The 15,997-nt window shown below is 71.1% G+C and carries 13 protein-coding genes; 7 read left to right on the plus strand and 6 right to left on the minus strand.

The window, feature by feature from the left end; all coding sequences use genetic code 11:
- The first annotated feature begins 16 nt into the window (after positions 1-16).
- Genes ABFX51_RS08465 through ABFX51_RS08475 form a run of 3 tightly spaced genes read left to right on the plus strand, consistent with a single transcriptional unit; the run spans position 17 to position 2,992 of the window.
- On the plus strand, positions 17-904 hold the full coding sequence (locus tag ABFX51_RS08465) for a dihydrodipicolinate synthase family protein (RefSeq protein ID WP_091506394.1): 888 nt from the start codon (positions 17-19) through the stop codon (positions 902-904).
- A gap of 24 nt (positions 905-928) precedes the next feature.
- Positions 929-1,603, plus strand: a complete 675-nt coding sequence (locus ABFX51_RS08470; protein ID WP_091506396.1) for a GntR family transcriptional regulator — start codon at positions 929-931, stop codon at positions 1,601-1,603.
- 30 nt (positions 1,604-1,633) lie between these two features.
- Complete coding sequence (locus ABFX51_RS08475) at positions 1,634-2,992, plus strand: aldehyde dehydrogenase (NADP(+)) (RefSeq protein ID WP_091506399.1); 1,359 nt, start codon at positions 1,634-1,636, stop codon at positions 2,990-2,992.
- Positions 2,993-3,039: 47 nt separating this feature from the next.
- Here ABFX51_RS08475 and phoU read toward each other — a convergent pair whose 3' ends face one another.
- The 4 genes from phoU to ABFX51_RS08495 all read right to left on the minus strand — a co-directional run bounded on the left by phoU (position 3,040) and on the right by ABFX51_RS08495 (position 10,469).
- A complete protein-coding gene (gene phoU, locus ABFX51_RS08480; RefSeq protein WP_091506402.1) occupies positions 3,040-3,705 on the minus strand; it encodes a phosphate signaling complex protein PhoU in 666 nt (221 codons plus the stop codon).
- A 74-nt stretch (positions 3,706-3,779) separates the two neighbouring features.
- Positions 3,780-5,867: an LCP family protein gene (locus ABFX51_RS08485; protein WP_346053259.1), complete on the minus strand. Its 2,088-nt coding sequence runs from the start codon at positions 5,865-5,867 to the stop codon at positions 3,780-3,782.
- A gap of 1,853 nt (positions 5,868-7,720) precedes the next feature.
- Positions 7,721-8,458 (minus strand): GGDEF domain-containing protein, encoded by a 738-nt coding sequence (locus tag ABFX51_RS08490; RefSeq protein ID WP_091506407.1) that lies wholly within the window; start codon positions 8,456-8,458, stop codon positions 7,721-7,723.
- A gap of 310 nt (positions 8,459-8,768) precedes the next feature.
- The gene (locus ABFX51_RS08495) at positions 8,769-10,469 is read right to left on the minus strand and encodes a bifunctional metallophosphatase/5'-nucleotidase (protein WP_346053261.1); all 1,701 of its coding nucleotides are present in this window, start codon (positions 10,467-10,469) and stop codon (positions 8,769-8,771) included.
- A 178-nt stretch (positions 10,470-10,647) separates the two neighbouring features.
- Here ABFX51_RS08495 and ABFX51_RS08500 point away from each other — a divergent pair, with 178 nt between their 5' ends.
- Positions 10,648-11,277: a VanZ family protein gene (locus ABFX51_RS08500; protein ID WP_346053263.1), complete on the plus strand. Its 630-nt coding sequence runs from the start codon at positions 10,648-10,650 to the stop codon at positions 11,275-11,277.
- A gap of 178 nt (positions 11,278-11,455) precedes the next feature.
- On the opposite strand, the gene ABFX51_RS08505 is transcribed toward ABFX51_RS08500, so the two are convergent.
- Positions 11,456-12,088 (minus strand): class I SAM-dependent methyltransferase, encoded by a 633-nt coding sequence (locus ABFX51_RS08505; protein ID WP_346053265.1) that lies wholly within the window; start codon positions 12,086-12,088, stop codon positions 11,456-11,458.
- A gap of 12 nt (positions 12,089-12,100) precedes the next feature.
- Positions 12,101-12,454, minus strand: coding sequence for a VOC family protein (locus tag ABFX51_RS08510; protein WP_346053267.1), 354 nt, complete (start codon positions 12,452-12,454; stop codon positions 12,101-12,103).
- Between ABFX51_RS08510 and mug the strand changes: the two genes are divergently transcribed.
- The 3 genes from mug (at position 12,453) to ABFX51_RS08525 (ending at position 15,970) form a co-directional block, all read left to right on the plus strand.
- Positions 12,453-13,007 carry a G/U mismatch-specific DNA glycosylase gene (mug, locus tag ABFX51_RS08515; protein ID WP_091506418.1) on the plus strand — a complete coding sequence of 185 codons (555 nt, stop codon included), beginning with the start codon at positions 12,453-12,455 and terminating at the stop codon, positions 13,005-13,007. The genes ABFX51_RS08510 and mug overlap by 2 nt on opposite strands.
- 198 nt (positions 13,008-13,205) lie before the next feature.
- On the plus strand, positions 13,206-13,994 hold the full coding sequence (locus ABFX51_RS08520) for a response regulator transcription factor (RefSeq protein ID WP_346053269.1): 789 nt from the start codon (positions 13,206-13,208) through the stop codon (positions 13,992-13,994).
- Positions 13,995-14,128: 134 nt separating this feature from the next.
- A complete protein-coding gene (locus tag ABFX51_RS08525; protein WP_346053566.1) occupies positions 14,129-15,970 on the plus strand; it encodes an acyl-CoA dehydrogenase in 1,842 nt (613 codons plus the stop codon).
- Positions 15,971-15,997: the final 27 nt, after the last annotated feature.

The following is a 15,997-nucleotide window of genomic DNA, read 5'->3' on the forward strand; positions in this document are numbered from 1 at the left end:
CCTCAGAAGGGAAGCCATGAAGGACGTGGCGTTGCACGGGATGATCTCGACGGTCGTCACCCCGTTCGATGAGAACGACCAGGTCGACCTCGGCCTGCTGCGTGGCGAGGTCAAGTACCTGCTCGACCAGGGCGTCACGGCGATCTGCGCGTGTGGCAGCACCGGGGAGGGGCAGACGCTCTCGCTGGAGGAGAGCAAGGCGATCTGCGAGGTCGTCGTCGACGAGGTCGCGGGCCGCGTCCCGGTCATCGGCGGCGTCATCCAGAACTCCACCGCGCAGGCGATCCGGTACTCCCTCGCGCTGAAGGAGGCCGGGGTCGACGCGCTGCAGGTGACGCCCGTGCACTACGTCTTCGCGCCCTCGGCCGAGGAGACCGTGGAGCACTACCGCCTCGTCGGCGAGGCCACCGACCTGCCGATCGTGCTGTACAACGTCGTGCCGTGGGCGCTCGTCCCCGTCGACGTCATCGAGAAGCTGGCGGCCGTGCCCCAGGTCGTCGCCGTCAAGCAGTCCGGTGGCGACATGCACCTGCTCGTCGACCTGCTGGCGCGGGTGCGGGACCGGTTCACGATCCTCGCGGCGCTGGACGACCTGCACTACCCGGCGTTCGTGCTGGGCGCGCACGGGGCGCTCGCCGCGATCCCGACCGTGACGCCGAAGCTGTCGGTGGAGCTGTGGGACGCGGTGCAGGCCGGCGACCACAAGACCGCGCTGGAGCTGCACGAGCGCATCCTCACCGTGTGGCGCGCGATCGACGGCCCCAACCTGCCCGCGACGCTCAAGGCCGCGCTCCAGCTGCAGGGCCGCGACGGCGGGCTGCCGCGCAAGCCGTTCGCCCCGGCCACCGAGGAGGACCGGGAGCGTATCGCCGCCGCCCTCCGCTCGGCTAACCTGATCGACTAGACGTCACACATCTGTGGGGAAGCCGTGGCCGGAAAATCCGCACTCGTCGTCGAATCACTCGCCGACCAGCTCTACCGCATCCTGTGCGACCGGATCGTCACCGGCGTGTTCGCCCCGGGTTCGCGGCTCGACCCGCAGGTCATCGCGCAGGAGTTCGGCGTCTCGCGGACCCCGGTGCGGGACGCGCTGGCCCGGCTCGAACACGACCAGCTGATCGAGACGCGGCCGCGCTCCGGCACGTTCGTGGCGCGGCCCGGGGTGCAGGACGTGCGGGAAGTCTGCCAGCTGCGCAAGGGAATCGAGTGGGTCGCGACCGGGCTCGCCACGGAACTCATGCCGGACTCGCTGATCGCCGACCTGCGCGCCGAGGCCGTGGAAGCGCTTTCCGCGTTGGACAAAGGGGATTTCGAGCCCTTCTTCGCCAGCGACTTCCGCATCCACCGGGAGATCGTGGCGGCCACCGGCAACGAACGGCTCGTGCGCGCCCGCGGGTCCGTCGAGCCGTTCGTCGCGTGGCTGCGGATCCTCGGCGCGACCGGACCGCACCGGGCCCGCGGCTCCACGGAACGGCACCTGCAGATCCTCGACGCCATGGCGGCGCGGAACGCCGCCGCCGCACAGGAAGCGGCCGCGGTCCACCTCGACGAGGTCGAGGAGTGGACCGTGGCCGACATGAACTCGCACGCGATCTCGACCTGAGCAGCCGAGGTCGCGGAGAAAGGACGTCCCGTGACCGACGCACTGGAAACCGCTCTCGCCGGAGCCGCGGCCGCCGCCCGTCCCGTCGCCAGGACCACCCGCGCCGAACGCGCCGCCTGGCTGCGTGCGGCGGCGGACGCGCTCGACGCGGCGGCCGCGGAACTCGTGCCGATCGCGATGGCCGAGACGCACCTGCCCGAAGCGCGGTTGACCGGTGAACTGGGGCGCACGACGTTCCAGGCCCGCCTGTTCGCCGAGCGGCTGGAGCAGGGGCGGCTGCACGACGTGCGGATCGACCACGCCGACCCGGACTGGCCGATGGGCCCGCGCCCCGACATCCGCCGCACGCAGGTGCCGATCGGGCCGGTGCTGGTGTTCGCGGCGAGCAACTTCCCGTTCGCGTTCTCGGTGTTCGGCGGTGACACGACGAGCGCGCTCGCGGCGGGCTGCCCCGTCGTCGTGAAGGCGCATCCCGGGCACCCCGAGCTGTCCCGGCGTACGGCCGCCGTCGTGTCCGCGGCGTTGAGCGGCGCCCCGGCGGGCACGTTCGCGTTGATCGAAGGCGAAGCCGAGGGCGCTCAGGCGGTGCGGGATCCCCGGATCAAGGCGGTGGGTTTCACGGGTTCGACGCGGGGCGGGCGTGCCCTGTTCGACCTCGCGGTGTCCCGCCCCGACCCGATCCCGTTCTACGGCGAGCTGGGTTCGACGAACCCGGTGGTCGTGACGCCGGCGGGCTGGGCCTCGCGTGCCACGGAGATCGCCACTGGTTTCGCCGGTTCGGCCGTGCTCGGCTCGGGGCAGTTCTGCACCAAGCCCGGGATCGTCCTGGTGCCGGACGCGGACGCGTTCCTCGCGGCGGTCCCGGAGCTGTCGGCCGGACCGTTGCTGAACGAGCACATCGAGCGTGGTTTCCGTGCTGCCGCTGCGGAAATGGCGTCGGCCGTGACGGTGGCGCGTGGCTCACTCGACGACGACCTCGCCCCGATCCTCTTCCGCGCCAACGCATCCGATGTGCTGAAGCAGCCGGATCTGTTGGAACTGGAGGTGTTCGGCCCGGCCGCGTTGATCGTCGAGTACACCGATGTGCCGGAAGTGCTGTCGGTGCTCGACGTGATGCCCGGCCAGCTGACCGGCACGGTGCAGGGCGCCGACGACGACCCGGACGGCCCGGAACTCGTGGCACGGCTGGCCGAACACGCAGGGCGGGTGCTGTGGAACCAGTGGCCGACCGGCGTCACGGTCAGCGACGCGCAGCAACACGGCGGCCCGTACCCGGCGACGACCGCCCCGCTGACGACGTCGGTGGGCACCGCCGCGGCGCAGCGTTTCCTGCGGCCGGTGGCGTTCCAGAACGTGCCCACCGCGGCACTGCCGGCAGAACTGTCCTAAGTGGACGAGGGTGGCCGGGCCGCGCAGGGGGCGGCCCGGTCGCCCGCTTAGACGTCCTCGTCGGAGCCGTAACCCGGCATCTTGCCGGTGGCGACGAACACCATCCGCTTCGCCACGGAGACGGCGTGGTCGGCGTAGCGCTCGTAGAACCGGCCGAGCAGGGTGACGTCCACCGCGGCCGGCACGCCGAACTCCCAGTCCTTGGCCATGATCACGCTGAACAGGTGGCGGTGGATCTCGTCGACCCTGTCGTCCTCGGCCTCCAGCGACCGGGCCGCCTCGACGTCCTTGGACTTGATGACCTCTTCGGTGCGCAGCGCCAGCTTCACGACCGCCTCGCCCATCTCCTGGAAGTACGGGCGGACCGGGTCGGGCAACGCGTGTTCCGGGTGGCGGCGGCGGGCCGCCTTCGCGACGTGCAGTGCGAGGTCGCCCATCCGCTCCAGGCTCTCCGCCGCGTGGATGACCGCGAGCACGGTGCGCAGGTCGGTGGCGACCGGGGCCTGCAGCGCCAGCAGGGCGTACGCCTGCTCCTCGCACTCCGCACGGAGGTCGTCGATCTTGGCGTCGTCCCCGATCACCTGTTCGGCCAGGCCGAGGTCCGCATCCAGCAGGGCCTTGGTGGCCTTCTCCATGGCGTTCGCGACCTGGACCGACATGTTCGCCAGATTGCCGGCCAGCTCTTCGAGTTCGACGTGGTAAGCCTCGCGCATGGCCACACCTTACGGCGTGAGCAGGGCGAATGCCGCATCGCTGGATGAACCGGTGGTGAACCCGGGCTAACGAATCACTGGTCGGCGGCGTTCTTGCCCGCGCCGGCGGTCTGCTTGTCGGCGGGTGGCGACGGCGGGGCGCTGCCCGGTAACGCGGTGTTGTTGATGAGCGCCTGGAAGACCGCCTTGGCCTTGCTCTCCAGCAGGACCTCGTTGTTGCGCGAGTTCGGCTCGCCGACGGTCGGCACGGTCATGAAGTTGACCTTCGACGGGTCGAGGCCCTTCATCGACTGCGCGAGGGTGAGCATCTGGTCGACGCCGATGTTGTCGCCGAACGTGGCCTTCGCGAAGGCGGTCACGAAGTCGGACAGCTGGGCCGGGTTCGTGAGCACGCCGTGGGACATGACCTTCGCCATGAGCGCGCCGATGAACTCCTGCTGCCGCTTGATGCGGCCGTAGTCGGACGTAGGGTCGCCGATGACGTGCCGGGCGCGCACGAAGCTCAGGGCCTGGTCGCCGGAGATCGTCACGTCGCCGGTCTGCGAGATCACCATGCCCAGCGTCGTGTCGTTGATCGGCCTGTCCACGTGGACGGTGACGCCGCCGACCGCGTTGACCATGTCCTTGAAGCCGCTGAAGTCGATGCCGACGAAGTGGTTGATCTTCATGCCGGTGAGCTGCTGCATCCACTTGATGAGGCAGCGCGGCCCGCCGACGGCGTAGGCGGTGTTGAGCTTGACCTTGCTCGCGGCCGGGACGATTTCGCTGGTGTAGTCGTTCTTCGCGACGTCGAAGCGCTCGCACGGGGGCCGGGTGATCTCCAGGTCGCGCGGGAAGGAGATGACGACCGCGCGCTTCCGGTCGGCGGGGATGTGGGCGAGCATGACGGTGTCGGAGCGGGCGCCCTCGACCTCGTCGGCGCTGCCCACGTTCTCGTCCGCCGTGGCACCGGCGCGCGTGTCGGAGCCCGCGATGAGGAAGTTCTCGTCACCGAGCTGGGCGGGGGCGTCCTGGATGTCGGATGAGTTCTCGTCGAGCGCGGCGATCTGCGTGAACTGGCTGTTGAACCAGGTTTTGGTGCCCCACAGCGCACCGGTGCCGAGGAAGACGAGCACCGCCAGCACGACGACGGAGATCCGTCCGATGAGGACGGTCCGCTCGTTGTGGCGTTTTTTCTTCTCCTGCAAGCGGGTCTGGGGTGCGACCTCGTTCTCGTCCGGCGCACCCTTCGCGGCGACCGGGGCGACGACGCGCTGCAGCTTGGTGCGCGTGTGCTCGAGCAGCTGCACGGGCCGTGCGGCGAGCTTTTCGAGGCGCTGCTTGCGTTTCGCTTCCTCGGCCTCGAGCTCGTCGTGGGCGGCGGAGAACCGGGCGAGGGTGTGGTCGATCTTGCGCCGCACCATGGTGCTGTCGTCGATCGGCTCCAGCTCGTCCGTCATGGTGAGCCGGTCCTCGGGCAGCACCGTCCGGTTGCGACCGGAGGAAGCGCTTTCAGCCGTGGCGCCACGCGGCTCGTCGACTTCGGTGGCGTTGGCGGCGGGCGGCTGGGGTGCGGCTTGCTCGGTGGCGTTGCGGCCGGGGGGAGCTGGGGTGTTCTGGCCCGGGGCGGGTTGGTCCGGCGTGCGGCCCGGGGTGGGCTGCTGCGGCGTACGGCCTGGGGCGAGTTCGGCGGCGCTGCGGCCCGGCATGGGCTGTTCCGCCGGGTTGCGGCCGGGGGCGGCTTGCTCCGGGGCGCGGCCAGGCGCGAGGTCAGCGGCGTTGCGGCCGGGGGCGGCTTGCTCCGGGGCGCGGCCAGGCGCGAGGTCAGCGGCGTTGCGGCCGGGCGCGGCCTGGTCCGGAGTGCGGCCAGGCGCGAGGTCGGCGGGGTCGCGGCGCGGGGCGGGCTGAACCGTGGCGTTGCGACCGGGCGCGCCTTGCTCCGGCGCGAGGTCAGCGGCGTTGCGGCCGGGCGCGGCTTGGTCTGGCGCGGGGTCGCGGCGCGGGGCGGGCTGGTCGGCGAGCGGGCGAGCGGGCACCGGACGGCGCACGGCAGTGCGGTCGTCGAGGCCTCCGGCGGGGGCTTCGGTCTCGGCAGCGGGCCGGACGGCTTCCCCCACCGCGCGGCGGATCCGCGTGGGCTCGGCTGTCGGAGGCGGCGGGGCGATGCCGTTGCGGGGCGGCATCGGCTGCGAGGTTTCCGGCGCCGCGAACAGCGCGCGGCCTGCCAGGTTTTCTCCCGCGGGCCGGGCCCCGGACTCGGCGGCCCGCCGTGCGGCCGGCGACTGCGCCTCCGGGGCGCCGGGGACAGGGGGTCGCGTCGCGGGAGGTTCGGCCGGAGCCTCGGCGAAACCGGAACGGTGCGGATCCGGCGCGGGACGTCGGGGGGCGACAGGCCCTTCCGGAGCGGGCGCGGAACGCCGGACGCCCGGTACGGAACGCGTCGGCTCCTCGGGGGCGGAGTGCCGACCAGGCTCCACGACACCACCGCGCGGCGAGCCCGGAGCGGGGTGACGCGTCTGCATGGGCTCGGCCGCCGCGGCTTCAGGCCCCTGTCGCGAGGCGGGGTGATCCGCTTCGCGATGGCGTGACGGGAGCTGCCCGGCCTCGACACCCTGCGGCGACGGGGCTACCTCGCCGCGCCGCGGCGGAAGCCCCGGTTCGGCACGGTGCGGCGGGAACGGCTCCGGCTCGGCGACCGGTCGGGGACGCCGTGCCGGGGCGTCATCCGTCCCGGGACGTTGCGCGGCCGACTCGGCACGGCGGGACGGGAGTTGGCCCGCCGTCGGGCCGATCGGCCGAAGTTCATCGGCATCGGGAAGCTGCCCCGGTCCGGGGCGCGCCGAGGGGAACGCGCCTGACGCCGGGCCCCGCGCGGGAGGCTGGTTCGCGTCGAGGCGCTGCGGCTCCGGACGGCGTGACGCGAGTTCGCCCGCCTCGGCGCCCTGCGGCCACGGCGATTCGGGACGTCGCGACGGGGCCTGGGTCAGCTCGGGGCTGCGTGACGGGGGCTCTTCCGCCGACCGCCGCAGTGGGAGTGGAGCGGGCTCCGGCTGCCGACCAGCGGATGCGGCCGACGCAGGCTGCGGACCGGGGGACACAGGCGACCCAGGCTGGCGACCGAGAGGCCCCGCCGACTCCGACTGCCGACCACGGGACACCGGCTCCGGCTGCCGACCAGCGGAGGCAGCCGCCTCAGATCGTCGCCCGGCAGGTGTGGCCGCCTCCGGGGGCACCGGCTCGGCACCTCGCACCGGGACCGGTTCCGCATGCCGGCCCACCGGGCCGGGCTCAGGCGCTTGCGGCGGACGTGGACCCGCCGACTGCGCCTCCGGGTCCGCGGGCGGCCGGGTGGCGGCCCGCGGCGCCTGTCTCTTCGGCAGGTCCTCCGGCGCGCCCTGGTCCTCCGGCCGGCCGCGATCGCCCGTGTGGCGGCCCGACTCCGGGGCGTCCGCCGGCTGCCGGTGCCGCGCCGGGGACTCCGGCGCGGCGTGCCGTGATTCGGCCGGCTCGTCCGGGGCCGCGTGCCGGGCTTCGGGCGCCGCGTGGCGGGCTTCGAGCGGGGGCACCGGACGGCGGGCCTGGCGGCTCACCGGCGGCGGCGTCAGCGGCCGCCGCTGGACCGGGGGCTCGGCGGGCGCCGCACGGCGGCCTCCCGGCGGTACGGCGTCCTTCGGCTTCGGCCCTTCGAAGGTCGGGCGAACTCCGGTGGCCTGCGCCAGCACGTCGGACACGCTGATCCCGCCGTGCGTGTCGATCGAGCGGCGACGGCGGGCCCTGGCGGACCCTTCCGTACCGCGGGAGCCGGGGCCTGCGGCATGGTCGTCTGGCACCCGGGCTCCTTCCAAGTCTGCTAGCAGGCGAAATACGGCTTCAAACATTGATCGCCCGAACGGCGAGCATCGTTATCGTACGGATACTCGCCGATCCTGACGACACCCTCCCGCGAGTTTTTTCACATAGAGTGCGAGAAGAAGCGCCAGGTGCGACAAACCGGGTGAACCGAGGGAGCTTCAAATAGGGAAATAAGCTCCGGAAACTACGGACAGTACTCGATCACCTGGGTACCGACGCGGTCCCGGTACGCGACTCTGTTGCGGCCCGCGTGCTTGGCGGCGTAGAGGAGATCGTCCGCCTCCAGCACCTGCCTGCGGTTCGCACTCGCCTCACCCGACTCGTACGCGAGTCCGACGCTGATGGTGACCGAAAGCCCCTCGCACAACGTGGACCAGGGGTGTTCCGCGACCCGCGCCCGCGCGAGCTCGGCGATCCGGACCGCGGCATCCGGTTGCACCGCGGGCAGCACCAGCATGAACTCCTCGCCACCGTAGCGTGCGCAGAACGCGTGAGACGGAAGGCCTTCCCGCAACAGCGCGGCGACCCGCTGCAGCACCTGGTCACCCACGACGTGCCCGAACGTGTCGTTGACGTTCTTGAACAGGTCGATGTCGACCAGTGCGACAGCAAGCGGTTTCCTGGCGTCGGCGAGCAGATCGTCCAGCCGCTGGTCGAGGTAGCGCCGGTTGTAGACGGCGGTGAGCGCGTCGCGCAGGCTCTCCTCGCGGGCCTGTGCGCGCTCGCGGCGGAGGCGGTCCACCTCGCGGCGCAACTGCTCGGGGATCGTGGGTTCCGCGCGCGCCAGCTCGAACGCGACCTTCAGGTGCTCGTACGCACGACGCCAGTCGCCCTGCGACGCGAGGGCGCCCGCGATCGACTCGTGCAGGCTTGCCTCGTCCGGCACGACCTGCTTCGGCGTCACCGTCTCCACCTCCGTCACGCAGTTACTGTCGTCTACTCAGAGGCGCGTCTTGAGCGGCACGGACGAGCAAACGCGAATATCGCTCAACCGGACGACGAGTTCGTGGCTCTGCGTGTCCGGTACTGCGACAGACGAGGAGGTGGGCGACGGCCGGCCGAGCAGCACTGCCCGACCGGGAAAAACCCTTGCCCTGAAAGGAAAGTAACGAAATCCGCGGACATCGTGGGAAATTCCGGCGGAAACCACCGCCTGCCGGAACCGGATGCGGTGCGTGACCTGGCTCGGGCATGCGGTCCACGAGGCGCGAACCGCATGCCCGGCCGGGGAACTACGGCACGACGGTGATGCGGTCCGCCGGCGGCGGGGCGATACCCGGGTGCGCACCGAGGTAGGCGGTCAGCGCGTCGAGGTCGACCGGACCACCCGTGAGGTCGGTGCCCTTGGTGAACTCGGTGAACCCGTCACCGCCCGCGGCGAGGAAGTTGTTCACCGACACCCGGTAGGTGGCGTTCGGGTCGACCGGCGTGCCACCGACGGTGATGTTCGAGACGCGGGAACCGATCGGCGCGGACGCCGAGTACGTGTAGTGCAGCGTCGACGAGATCTGCAGGATCCGCGTCGTGGTCGCGGTCCACTGCTGCTCCAGCACGTTCTTCAGGTTCGCGCCGGTCAACGTGATGGTCTGCATGATGTTCGAGAACGGCTGCACGGTGAACGCCTCGCCGTAGGTGACCACGCCGTCGCCTTCACCCGCGGGCGACGACGCGTACGTGAGGTCCGCGCGGATGCCGCCGGGGTTGGTGATGGCGATCTGCGCGTTGTTGCCCGCGGTGGCTTCGAGCTGCGCGTCCGCGATCACGTCGCCCAGTGCCGACTCGCCGGAGGCCGCGCCCGCCGCTTTGAGGTCGGCGGTGATGGTGCCGACCTGCCGGTTGGCGATGGGCGCCGATTCGGTCTTCGCCTTGTCGACGAGTTTCTGCACCGCCGGGTCCGGGGTGACGTCACGGGTGACGATTTCGTTGTGCGCCTTGGTCGCCGAGCGCACCACGTCCCGCGTCCGCGTGTCGATCTTCAGGTCCACGACCGAAAGCAGGCGCCCGAACGACGAGCCCTGGATGACCGGCCGCGGGTTGCCCTTGGGGTCGTTGATCACGCAGTTGTACTGCTGGTGGCTGTGTCCCGTGAAGATCGCGTCCACGCTCGCCGAAACACCCTTGGCGATCTGCGTCGCCGGGCCCGGGGTGACCTTGCAGTCGTCCGGACCGCCGCCGCCGGTGTTGTCGCCCTGGTGCAGCAACACGACCTGGGCCTTGATGCCGAGCCTGTCGAGCCAGCCCGAGGTGCGGTTGATCGCCTCGACCTCGTCGCCGAACTTCAGCCCCTCGATCGCGGTCGGGGTGACGACGGTGGGCAGGTCCTCCAGCGTCGCGCCGATGACGCCGATCGGCACGCCACCGGAGACCTGCACCGTGAACGGCAGCAGCGCGGGCACCCCGTTGTCGAAGTACACGTTGCTGCCCAGGAACGGGAACTTCGCGCCACGGAAGGAGTTCTCGTACTGGCAGCCGTCGGTGGGGTGGCAGCCGCCGAACTGCATGCGCTGCAGTTCCCGGTACCCCTCGTCGAACTCGTGGTTGCCGACGACGGACGCGCGCACCCCGATCTCGTTGAGGAAGTCGATGGTCGGCTCATCGTGGAACAGGGCCGAGGTCAGCGGGGACGCACCCACGTTGTCGCCCGCGGACAGCAGCACCGAGTTCCGCACCTGCGCTTCGAGCTGCTTCACGTGCGTCGCGAGGTACGCGGCGCCGCCCGCGTCGACGGTGGTGCCGTTGGACAGCGTGATGCGCCCGGACGAACCCGACGGCGGTTCGAGGTTGCCGTGGAAGTCGTTGAAGGCGATCAACCGGACGTCGGTGGTGGGGACGGGTCGTTGTGCGGACGCCGGCGTGGCGGTGGCCACGGCGGCGGCGAGCACGGCAGCGGTGACGGCTACCGAGCGTCGCACAACGCGGGATGAAGAAGCCATTTTTCCTCCGTAACGGGCATAACCCGCAGGATCTTGCCTGCGCGGAGCGACAGAAACCAGAGCCGACAGGTGGAAGGTGGGTGAACGAACGCGGATCGGCCATCCGGCCGATGCGCGGCGCGGGGTTCCGGCTGCTCGACCGATCCGCGGCGCCACCCGGCCGACCTAGCGTCGGGGTATGACATCAGCGCAGGTCAACGCACTCCAGGCCGGGTTGCTCGGCTTCCTCGCCAGCTGGGCCGTCGTGCTCGTGCCACAGCTGATCGTGCACCACGCCCGGTACGGCCGGGTGGTCGTGCGGCGGGTCGTCGCGACGGGAGCCGTGCTCTGCTACGGCTGGCTGGCGTTCGCGGTGGTGTTCCTGCCGCTGCCGGGGCCGAGGGCGCGGCACCTCGTGCAGAGCGTCCAGCTGGTGCCGTTCCAGTGGATCGCGGACGTGCACCGGGACGCGGCCGGCTCCGGGCTGCTCGCGGAACTGAGCACCACGGCGTTCGAGCAGATGGCGCTGAACGTCCTGCTGTTCGTGCCGTTCGGGCTCTTCGCGCGGCTGCTGTGGCGGCGCGGGTTCGCCGGGACGGTGCTGCTGGGCTTCGCGGCCTCGTTCGCCGTCGAGGTCACGCAGCTGACCGCGAACTGGGGGACGGCGCCGTTCCAGTACCGGATCTTCGACGTCGACGACCTGATCACCAACACCAGCGGCGCGGCGCTCGGCTGGATCGCCGCGGCTTGCTACCTCGCGCTGCGGACTTCAGCGGTCCGTGCGGAGCCTCTGGGGCGCGAGAGGGTCGACCTCACCGAGGCGCGCTAGACGCGCCGCGCGCTGCACAGCGCGGCGATGAGCGGCCCGCCGGTCCTCGAGCGCCACCACGAGCGTGGCGATCGCGAAGAACAGCACTACGAGGCCCAGGACGATCGCGAGTTCCACGCCGCCTCCCTTGGCGTCGTCCTTGTGTGGCAGATCACACAGAGTACGCCTGTGGTGTGCTTTACGCCACCTTTGCCGCGAACCAGGACTCCTCGGGCGAGAGGAAACCGTCGAAAGCGAGCCCCACGTCGGCGAGCAGAGCCGTGAGCTGCGGTTCGGTGAGCCGCCTCGCGGTGAAGGCCTGCGTCCACGTCGAACCGCCTGCCTCGTACCGGACAACCGCGCTCAGCAGGTCGCCCTGGCGCTCGACGCCGGACAGCTCGACCCGCACCTCACCGAAGTAGCCGCCCATCCCGTCCGCGACCGTGTCGAACCAGGACGGCGGGTGCCACTGCACGACCGCCCGGCCCGTCGGCGACAGGTGCCGTGCGACCGCCGCGAGCAGCGGCGCGCCGTGCGGCTGGTTGACCAGGTGGCTCGCGAGCAACACGGCCTCGAACCGCTGGTCCAGCCGCAGGTCCTCGATCCGGGAGAGGACCGCCTCGGTGCGCACGTGCGCGAGCATCTCGGGCGAATCGTCGACGGCGACGACCGGGTGGCCGAGCTCCTGGAGGCGGTGGGCGATCCGCCCGGTCCCGCAGCCGAGGTCGAGCACGGCGGCTCCCGGCGGCACCGCGCCGTGCACGATCTCCGCCTCCCCGTCGGGCGGGAGGAGCCGGTAGAGGTCGACGGAACAGCCGTCCGCGGTGGTCATGCCCCCAGCGTGTCACCGCGGGGGCAGCACGCAGAACTCGTTGCCCTCCGGGTCGGTCAGCACGACCCACGGGAAGTCCGGCTCGTCCGACACGACCTTCGCGCCGAGGTCCACGAGGCGGCGCACCTCGCCGGCCTGGCTGCCCTCGTCCGGGCGCAGGTCGAGGTGCAGGCGGTTCTTCACCACCTTGTCCTCGCCGACCGGCTGGAAGAGCACGATCGGCTCGCCCTGGAGCTGGACGTATTCGAGGCCTTTCGCGTCCTGCCAGCGCTTCGTCTCGCGGCAGCCGAGCGCCTCGCGCCAGAACGCGGCGAGCGCTTCGGCGTCGTGGCAGTCCACCGCGACGGCTACGATCCGGCTGCTCATGACTTCCTCCCGACCGACCAAGGACCAGCTGGCCGCCGCGCACGGCACGACGATCCCGGACGTCATCGCCCCCGGCCTGCGCGTGCTGTTCTGCGGGATCAACCCGGGGCTGTACTCCGGCGCCACCGGGTACCACTTCGCCCGTCCGGGTAACCGGTTCTGGCCCGCGCTGCACGCGAGCGGCTTCACCCCGCGCCGCTTCGACCCCAGCGAGCAGGCGGAACTGCCGGCACTCGGGCTCGGCATCACGAACCTCGTCGCCCGCGCGACCGCCCGTGCCGACGAGCTGACCGCCGACGAACTGCGCGAGGGCGGCGAGATCCTCGTGCGGAAGATCGAGCGGTACCGGCCGCGCTGCCTCGCCGTGGTCGGCGTCACCGCGTACCGCACGGCCTTCGGTCACCCGAAGGCGCGAGTGGGCCTTCAGCCGGATTCGGTTGGCGAAACCGCCGTTTGGGTATTGCCGAACCCGAGTGGCTTGAACGCCCACTGGACGCCCGCGACGCTCGCCGAGGAGTTCGCTGAACTCCGTTCAAATTTCTACTCAGAGTAGTCCTGTTCTCAGCTGGGTGAACCCGCGTCACACCTGACGGGTTGGCTACTCCCACAATGGACGAGGTGTCAGGCTCGGCCGGTCCCAGCAGGGGGGATCGGACTGTGGCGCCGGTACAGCCCGGGAGGGCCGTCGAGGGGGCGGCCGTCCCGGGGCGGCGCGCACCCCGGGGACTGACCGTGCGAGACGGAGTTGTTCATGACGCGCAGTAACGAGCCCAGCCGGGCACCGCAGGGCTCGCCACCGGTCCGCAGCCTCGGCATCGCCGCCGTCGACCCGGTGCCGTTCTGCCGCGAAGGTCTGTCCGCGATCGTCCAGCGGACCCCGGGCCTGCACTGGGCCGGGCACGCCGGGAACCCGCACGCCGCGCTCCAGCTCGCCGAGCAGGTGCACCCCGACGTGATCCTGCTCGACTCCGGCCTCGACCCGCACGGGCACCTGACGAAGTTGCTGGTCAACGGCGACGCGTCGCTGCTGGTGGTCCTGCTCGTCAGGGAGTCCCACCGCACGGCGCCGTTCCTGCAGGCCGCAATGCTCGCCGGCACGCACGGCGTCCTGCCGCGGACGGCCGAGGCACGCAGGCTGGTCGAGGCGATCCGCCGGGTGCAGCTCGACCGGCGCTACCTCGACCCGGCGCTCGCCCCGCTCGTGACCCAGCGGCAGGGGCTGCGGCCGGGCGAACCCGTCGTCGCGACGCAGCGGCCGCGGATGCCGTTGTCGCGCCGGGAGTTCCAGGTGCTCCAGCTGGTCGCGGAGGGCCTGGAGAACGCGGCGATCGCCAAGATCCTCTACCTGTCGGTCGAAACCGTGCGGACCCACGTCAAGAGCATCCTGCGCAAGCTCTCCGCACGGGACCGCACGCACGCCGTCACGATCGCGTTCCGCGGCGGCATCCTCATCGCGCAGCCCGACGACGGCACGGAGGGCCAGACGCCCGGCCCGTCTGCCGCGCCCCCGTCCGGGATGGTGGAGCAGCGCGCCCGCTGACGTGCTCCGCCGGTCACAACCGGCTGGATCTCCTTGCCCCAGTTACCCACAGGTAATATCCTGAAGTTACCGGCCAGTAGGGGACACCAGCATGCGCCCAGCCGGAAGACCCGATGACCAACGGAGCGAACGACATGGGCCACTACAAGAGCAACGTCCGAGACCTGGAGTTCAACCTCTTCGAGGTGCTCGGCGTCCAGAACCGCCTCGGCAAGGGCGTACTGGCGGACTCCGACGAGGAGACCGCGCGCGGCGCGCTGCACGAGCTGAACAACCTGGCCGTGGGCCCGCTGGCGGAGTCGTTCGCCGACGCGGACCGCAACCCGCCGGTGTACGACCCGAAGACGTTCTCGGCGAAGCTGCCCGAGTCGTTCAAGAAGAGCTACCAGCAGCTGTGGGACGGCGAGTGGTGGCGGCTGGGCCTGACCAACGACCTCGGCGGCCTCGGCCTGCCGCCGACCGTGCAGTGGGCGGCCTCCGAGCTGATCCTCGGCGCCAACCCGGCCCTGTTCATGTACATGGCGGGCCCGAACTTCGCGATGATCCTCGACCGCAACGGCACCGAGGAGCAGAAGCGCTGGGCGCGGATCATGATCGACCGCGGCTGGGGCGCCACGATGGTGCTCACCGAGCCCGACGCGGGTTCCGACGTCGGCGCGGGCCGCACCAAGGCCGTGCGGCAGGAGGACGGCTCCTGGCACCTCGACGGGGTGAAGCGGTTCATCACCTCGGGTGACCAGGACATGACCGAGAACATCATGCACCTGGTGCTGGCCCGCCCCGAGGGCCCCGGCATCGAGCCCAAGCCCGGCACCAAGGGCCTGTCGCTGTTCCTGGTCCCGAAGTTCCACTTCGACACCAACACCGGCGAGCTGGGTGAGCGCAACGGCGTGTTCGTCACCAACGTCGAGCACAAGATGGGCCTGAAGGTCTCCACGACCTGCGAGGTGACCTTCGGCCAGCACGGCACCCCCGCCAAGGGCTGGCTGCTGGGCGAGGTGCACGACGGCATCGCGCAGATGTTCCAGGTCATCGAGTACGCCCGGATGATGGTCGGCACCAAGGCGATCGCCACCCTGTCCACCGGCTACCTCAACGCGCTGGAGTTCGCCAAGGAGCGTGTGCAGGGCGCCGACCTGACCCAGATGACGGACAAGACCGCGCCCCGGGTCACCATCACCCACCACCCAGACGTGCGCCGCTCGCTGATGCTGCAGAAGGCCTACGCCGAGGGCCTGCGCGCCGTCTACCTCTACACGGCGTCGTTCCAGGACCAGGTGTGGACCGGTGAGGGCGACGAGGAGACGCTGAAGCTGGCCGAGCGGGTCAACGACCTGCTGCTGCCGATCGTCAAGGGCGTGGGCTCGGAGCGCGCGACCGAGCAGCTGGTGCAGTCGCTGCAGACCCTGGGTGGCTCGGGCTTCCTGCAGGACTACCCGCTGGAGCAGTACATCCGCGACTCGAAGATCGACTCGCTGTACGAGGGCACCACCGCGATCCAGTCGCAGGACTTCTTCTTCCGCAAGATCATCCGCGACAAGGGTGTGGCGCTGGGCTACATCGCGGGCGAGATCACCAAGTTCATCGACTCGGAGGCGGGCAACGGGCGGCTGAAGAACGAGCGGCAGCTGCTCAAGCAGGCCCTCGAGGACGTGCAGGGCATGCTCGGCGCGATGATCGGCTACCTGACCTCGGCGCAGGAGGACATCACCAACCTGTACAAGGTCGGCCAGCACACCGTGCGGCTGCTGATGTCCGCCGGTGACCTGCTCGTCGGCTGGCAGCTGCTGCGCCAGGCCGAGATCGCCCTGACCAAGCTCGACACCGCCTCCGCCAAGGACCAGGCCTTCTACCAGGGCAAGCTCGCGGTGGCGTCGTTCTTCGCCAAGACCGTGCTGCCCGAGCTGACCGCGCGCCGCGCGGTCGTCGAAGCCGCGGACAACGACCTCATGGAGGTTCCGGAAGCCGCGTTCTGACCGGTCCCGGTGGAAGGGCCCCGTCCT

This window comes from Amycolatopsis dongchuanensis (genome assembly GCF_039542405.1).
In the GTDB taxonomy this organism is placed as follows: domain Bacteria; phylum Actinomycetota; class Actinomycetes; order Mycobacteriales; family Pseudonocardiaceae; genus Amycolatopsis_E; species Amycolatopsis_E sacchari.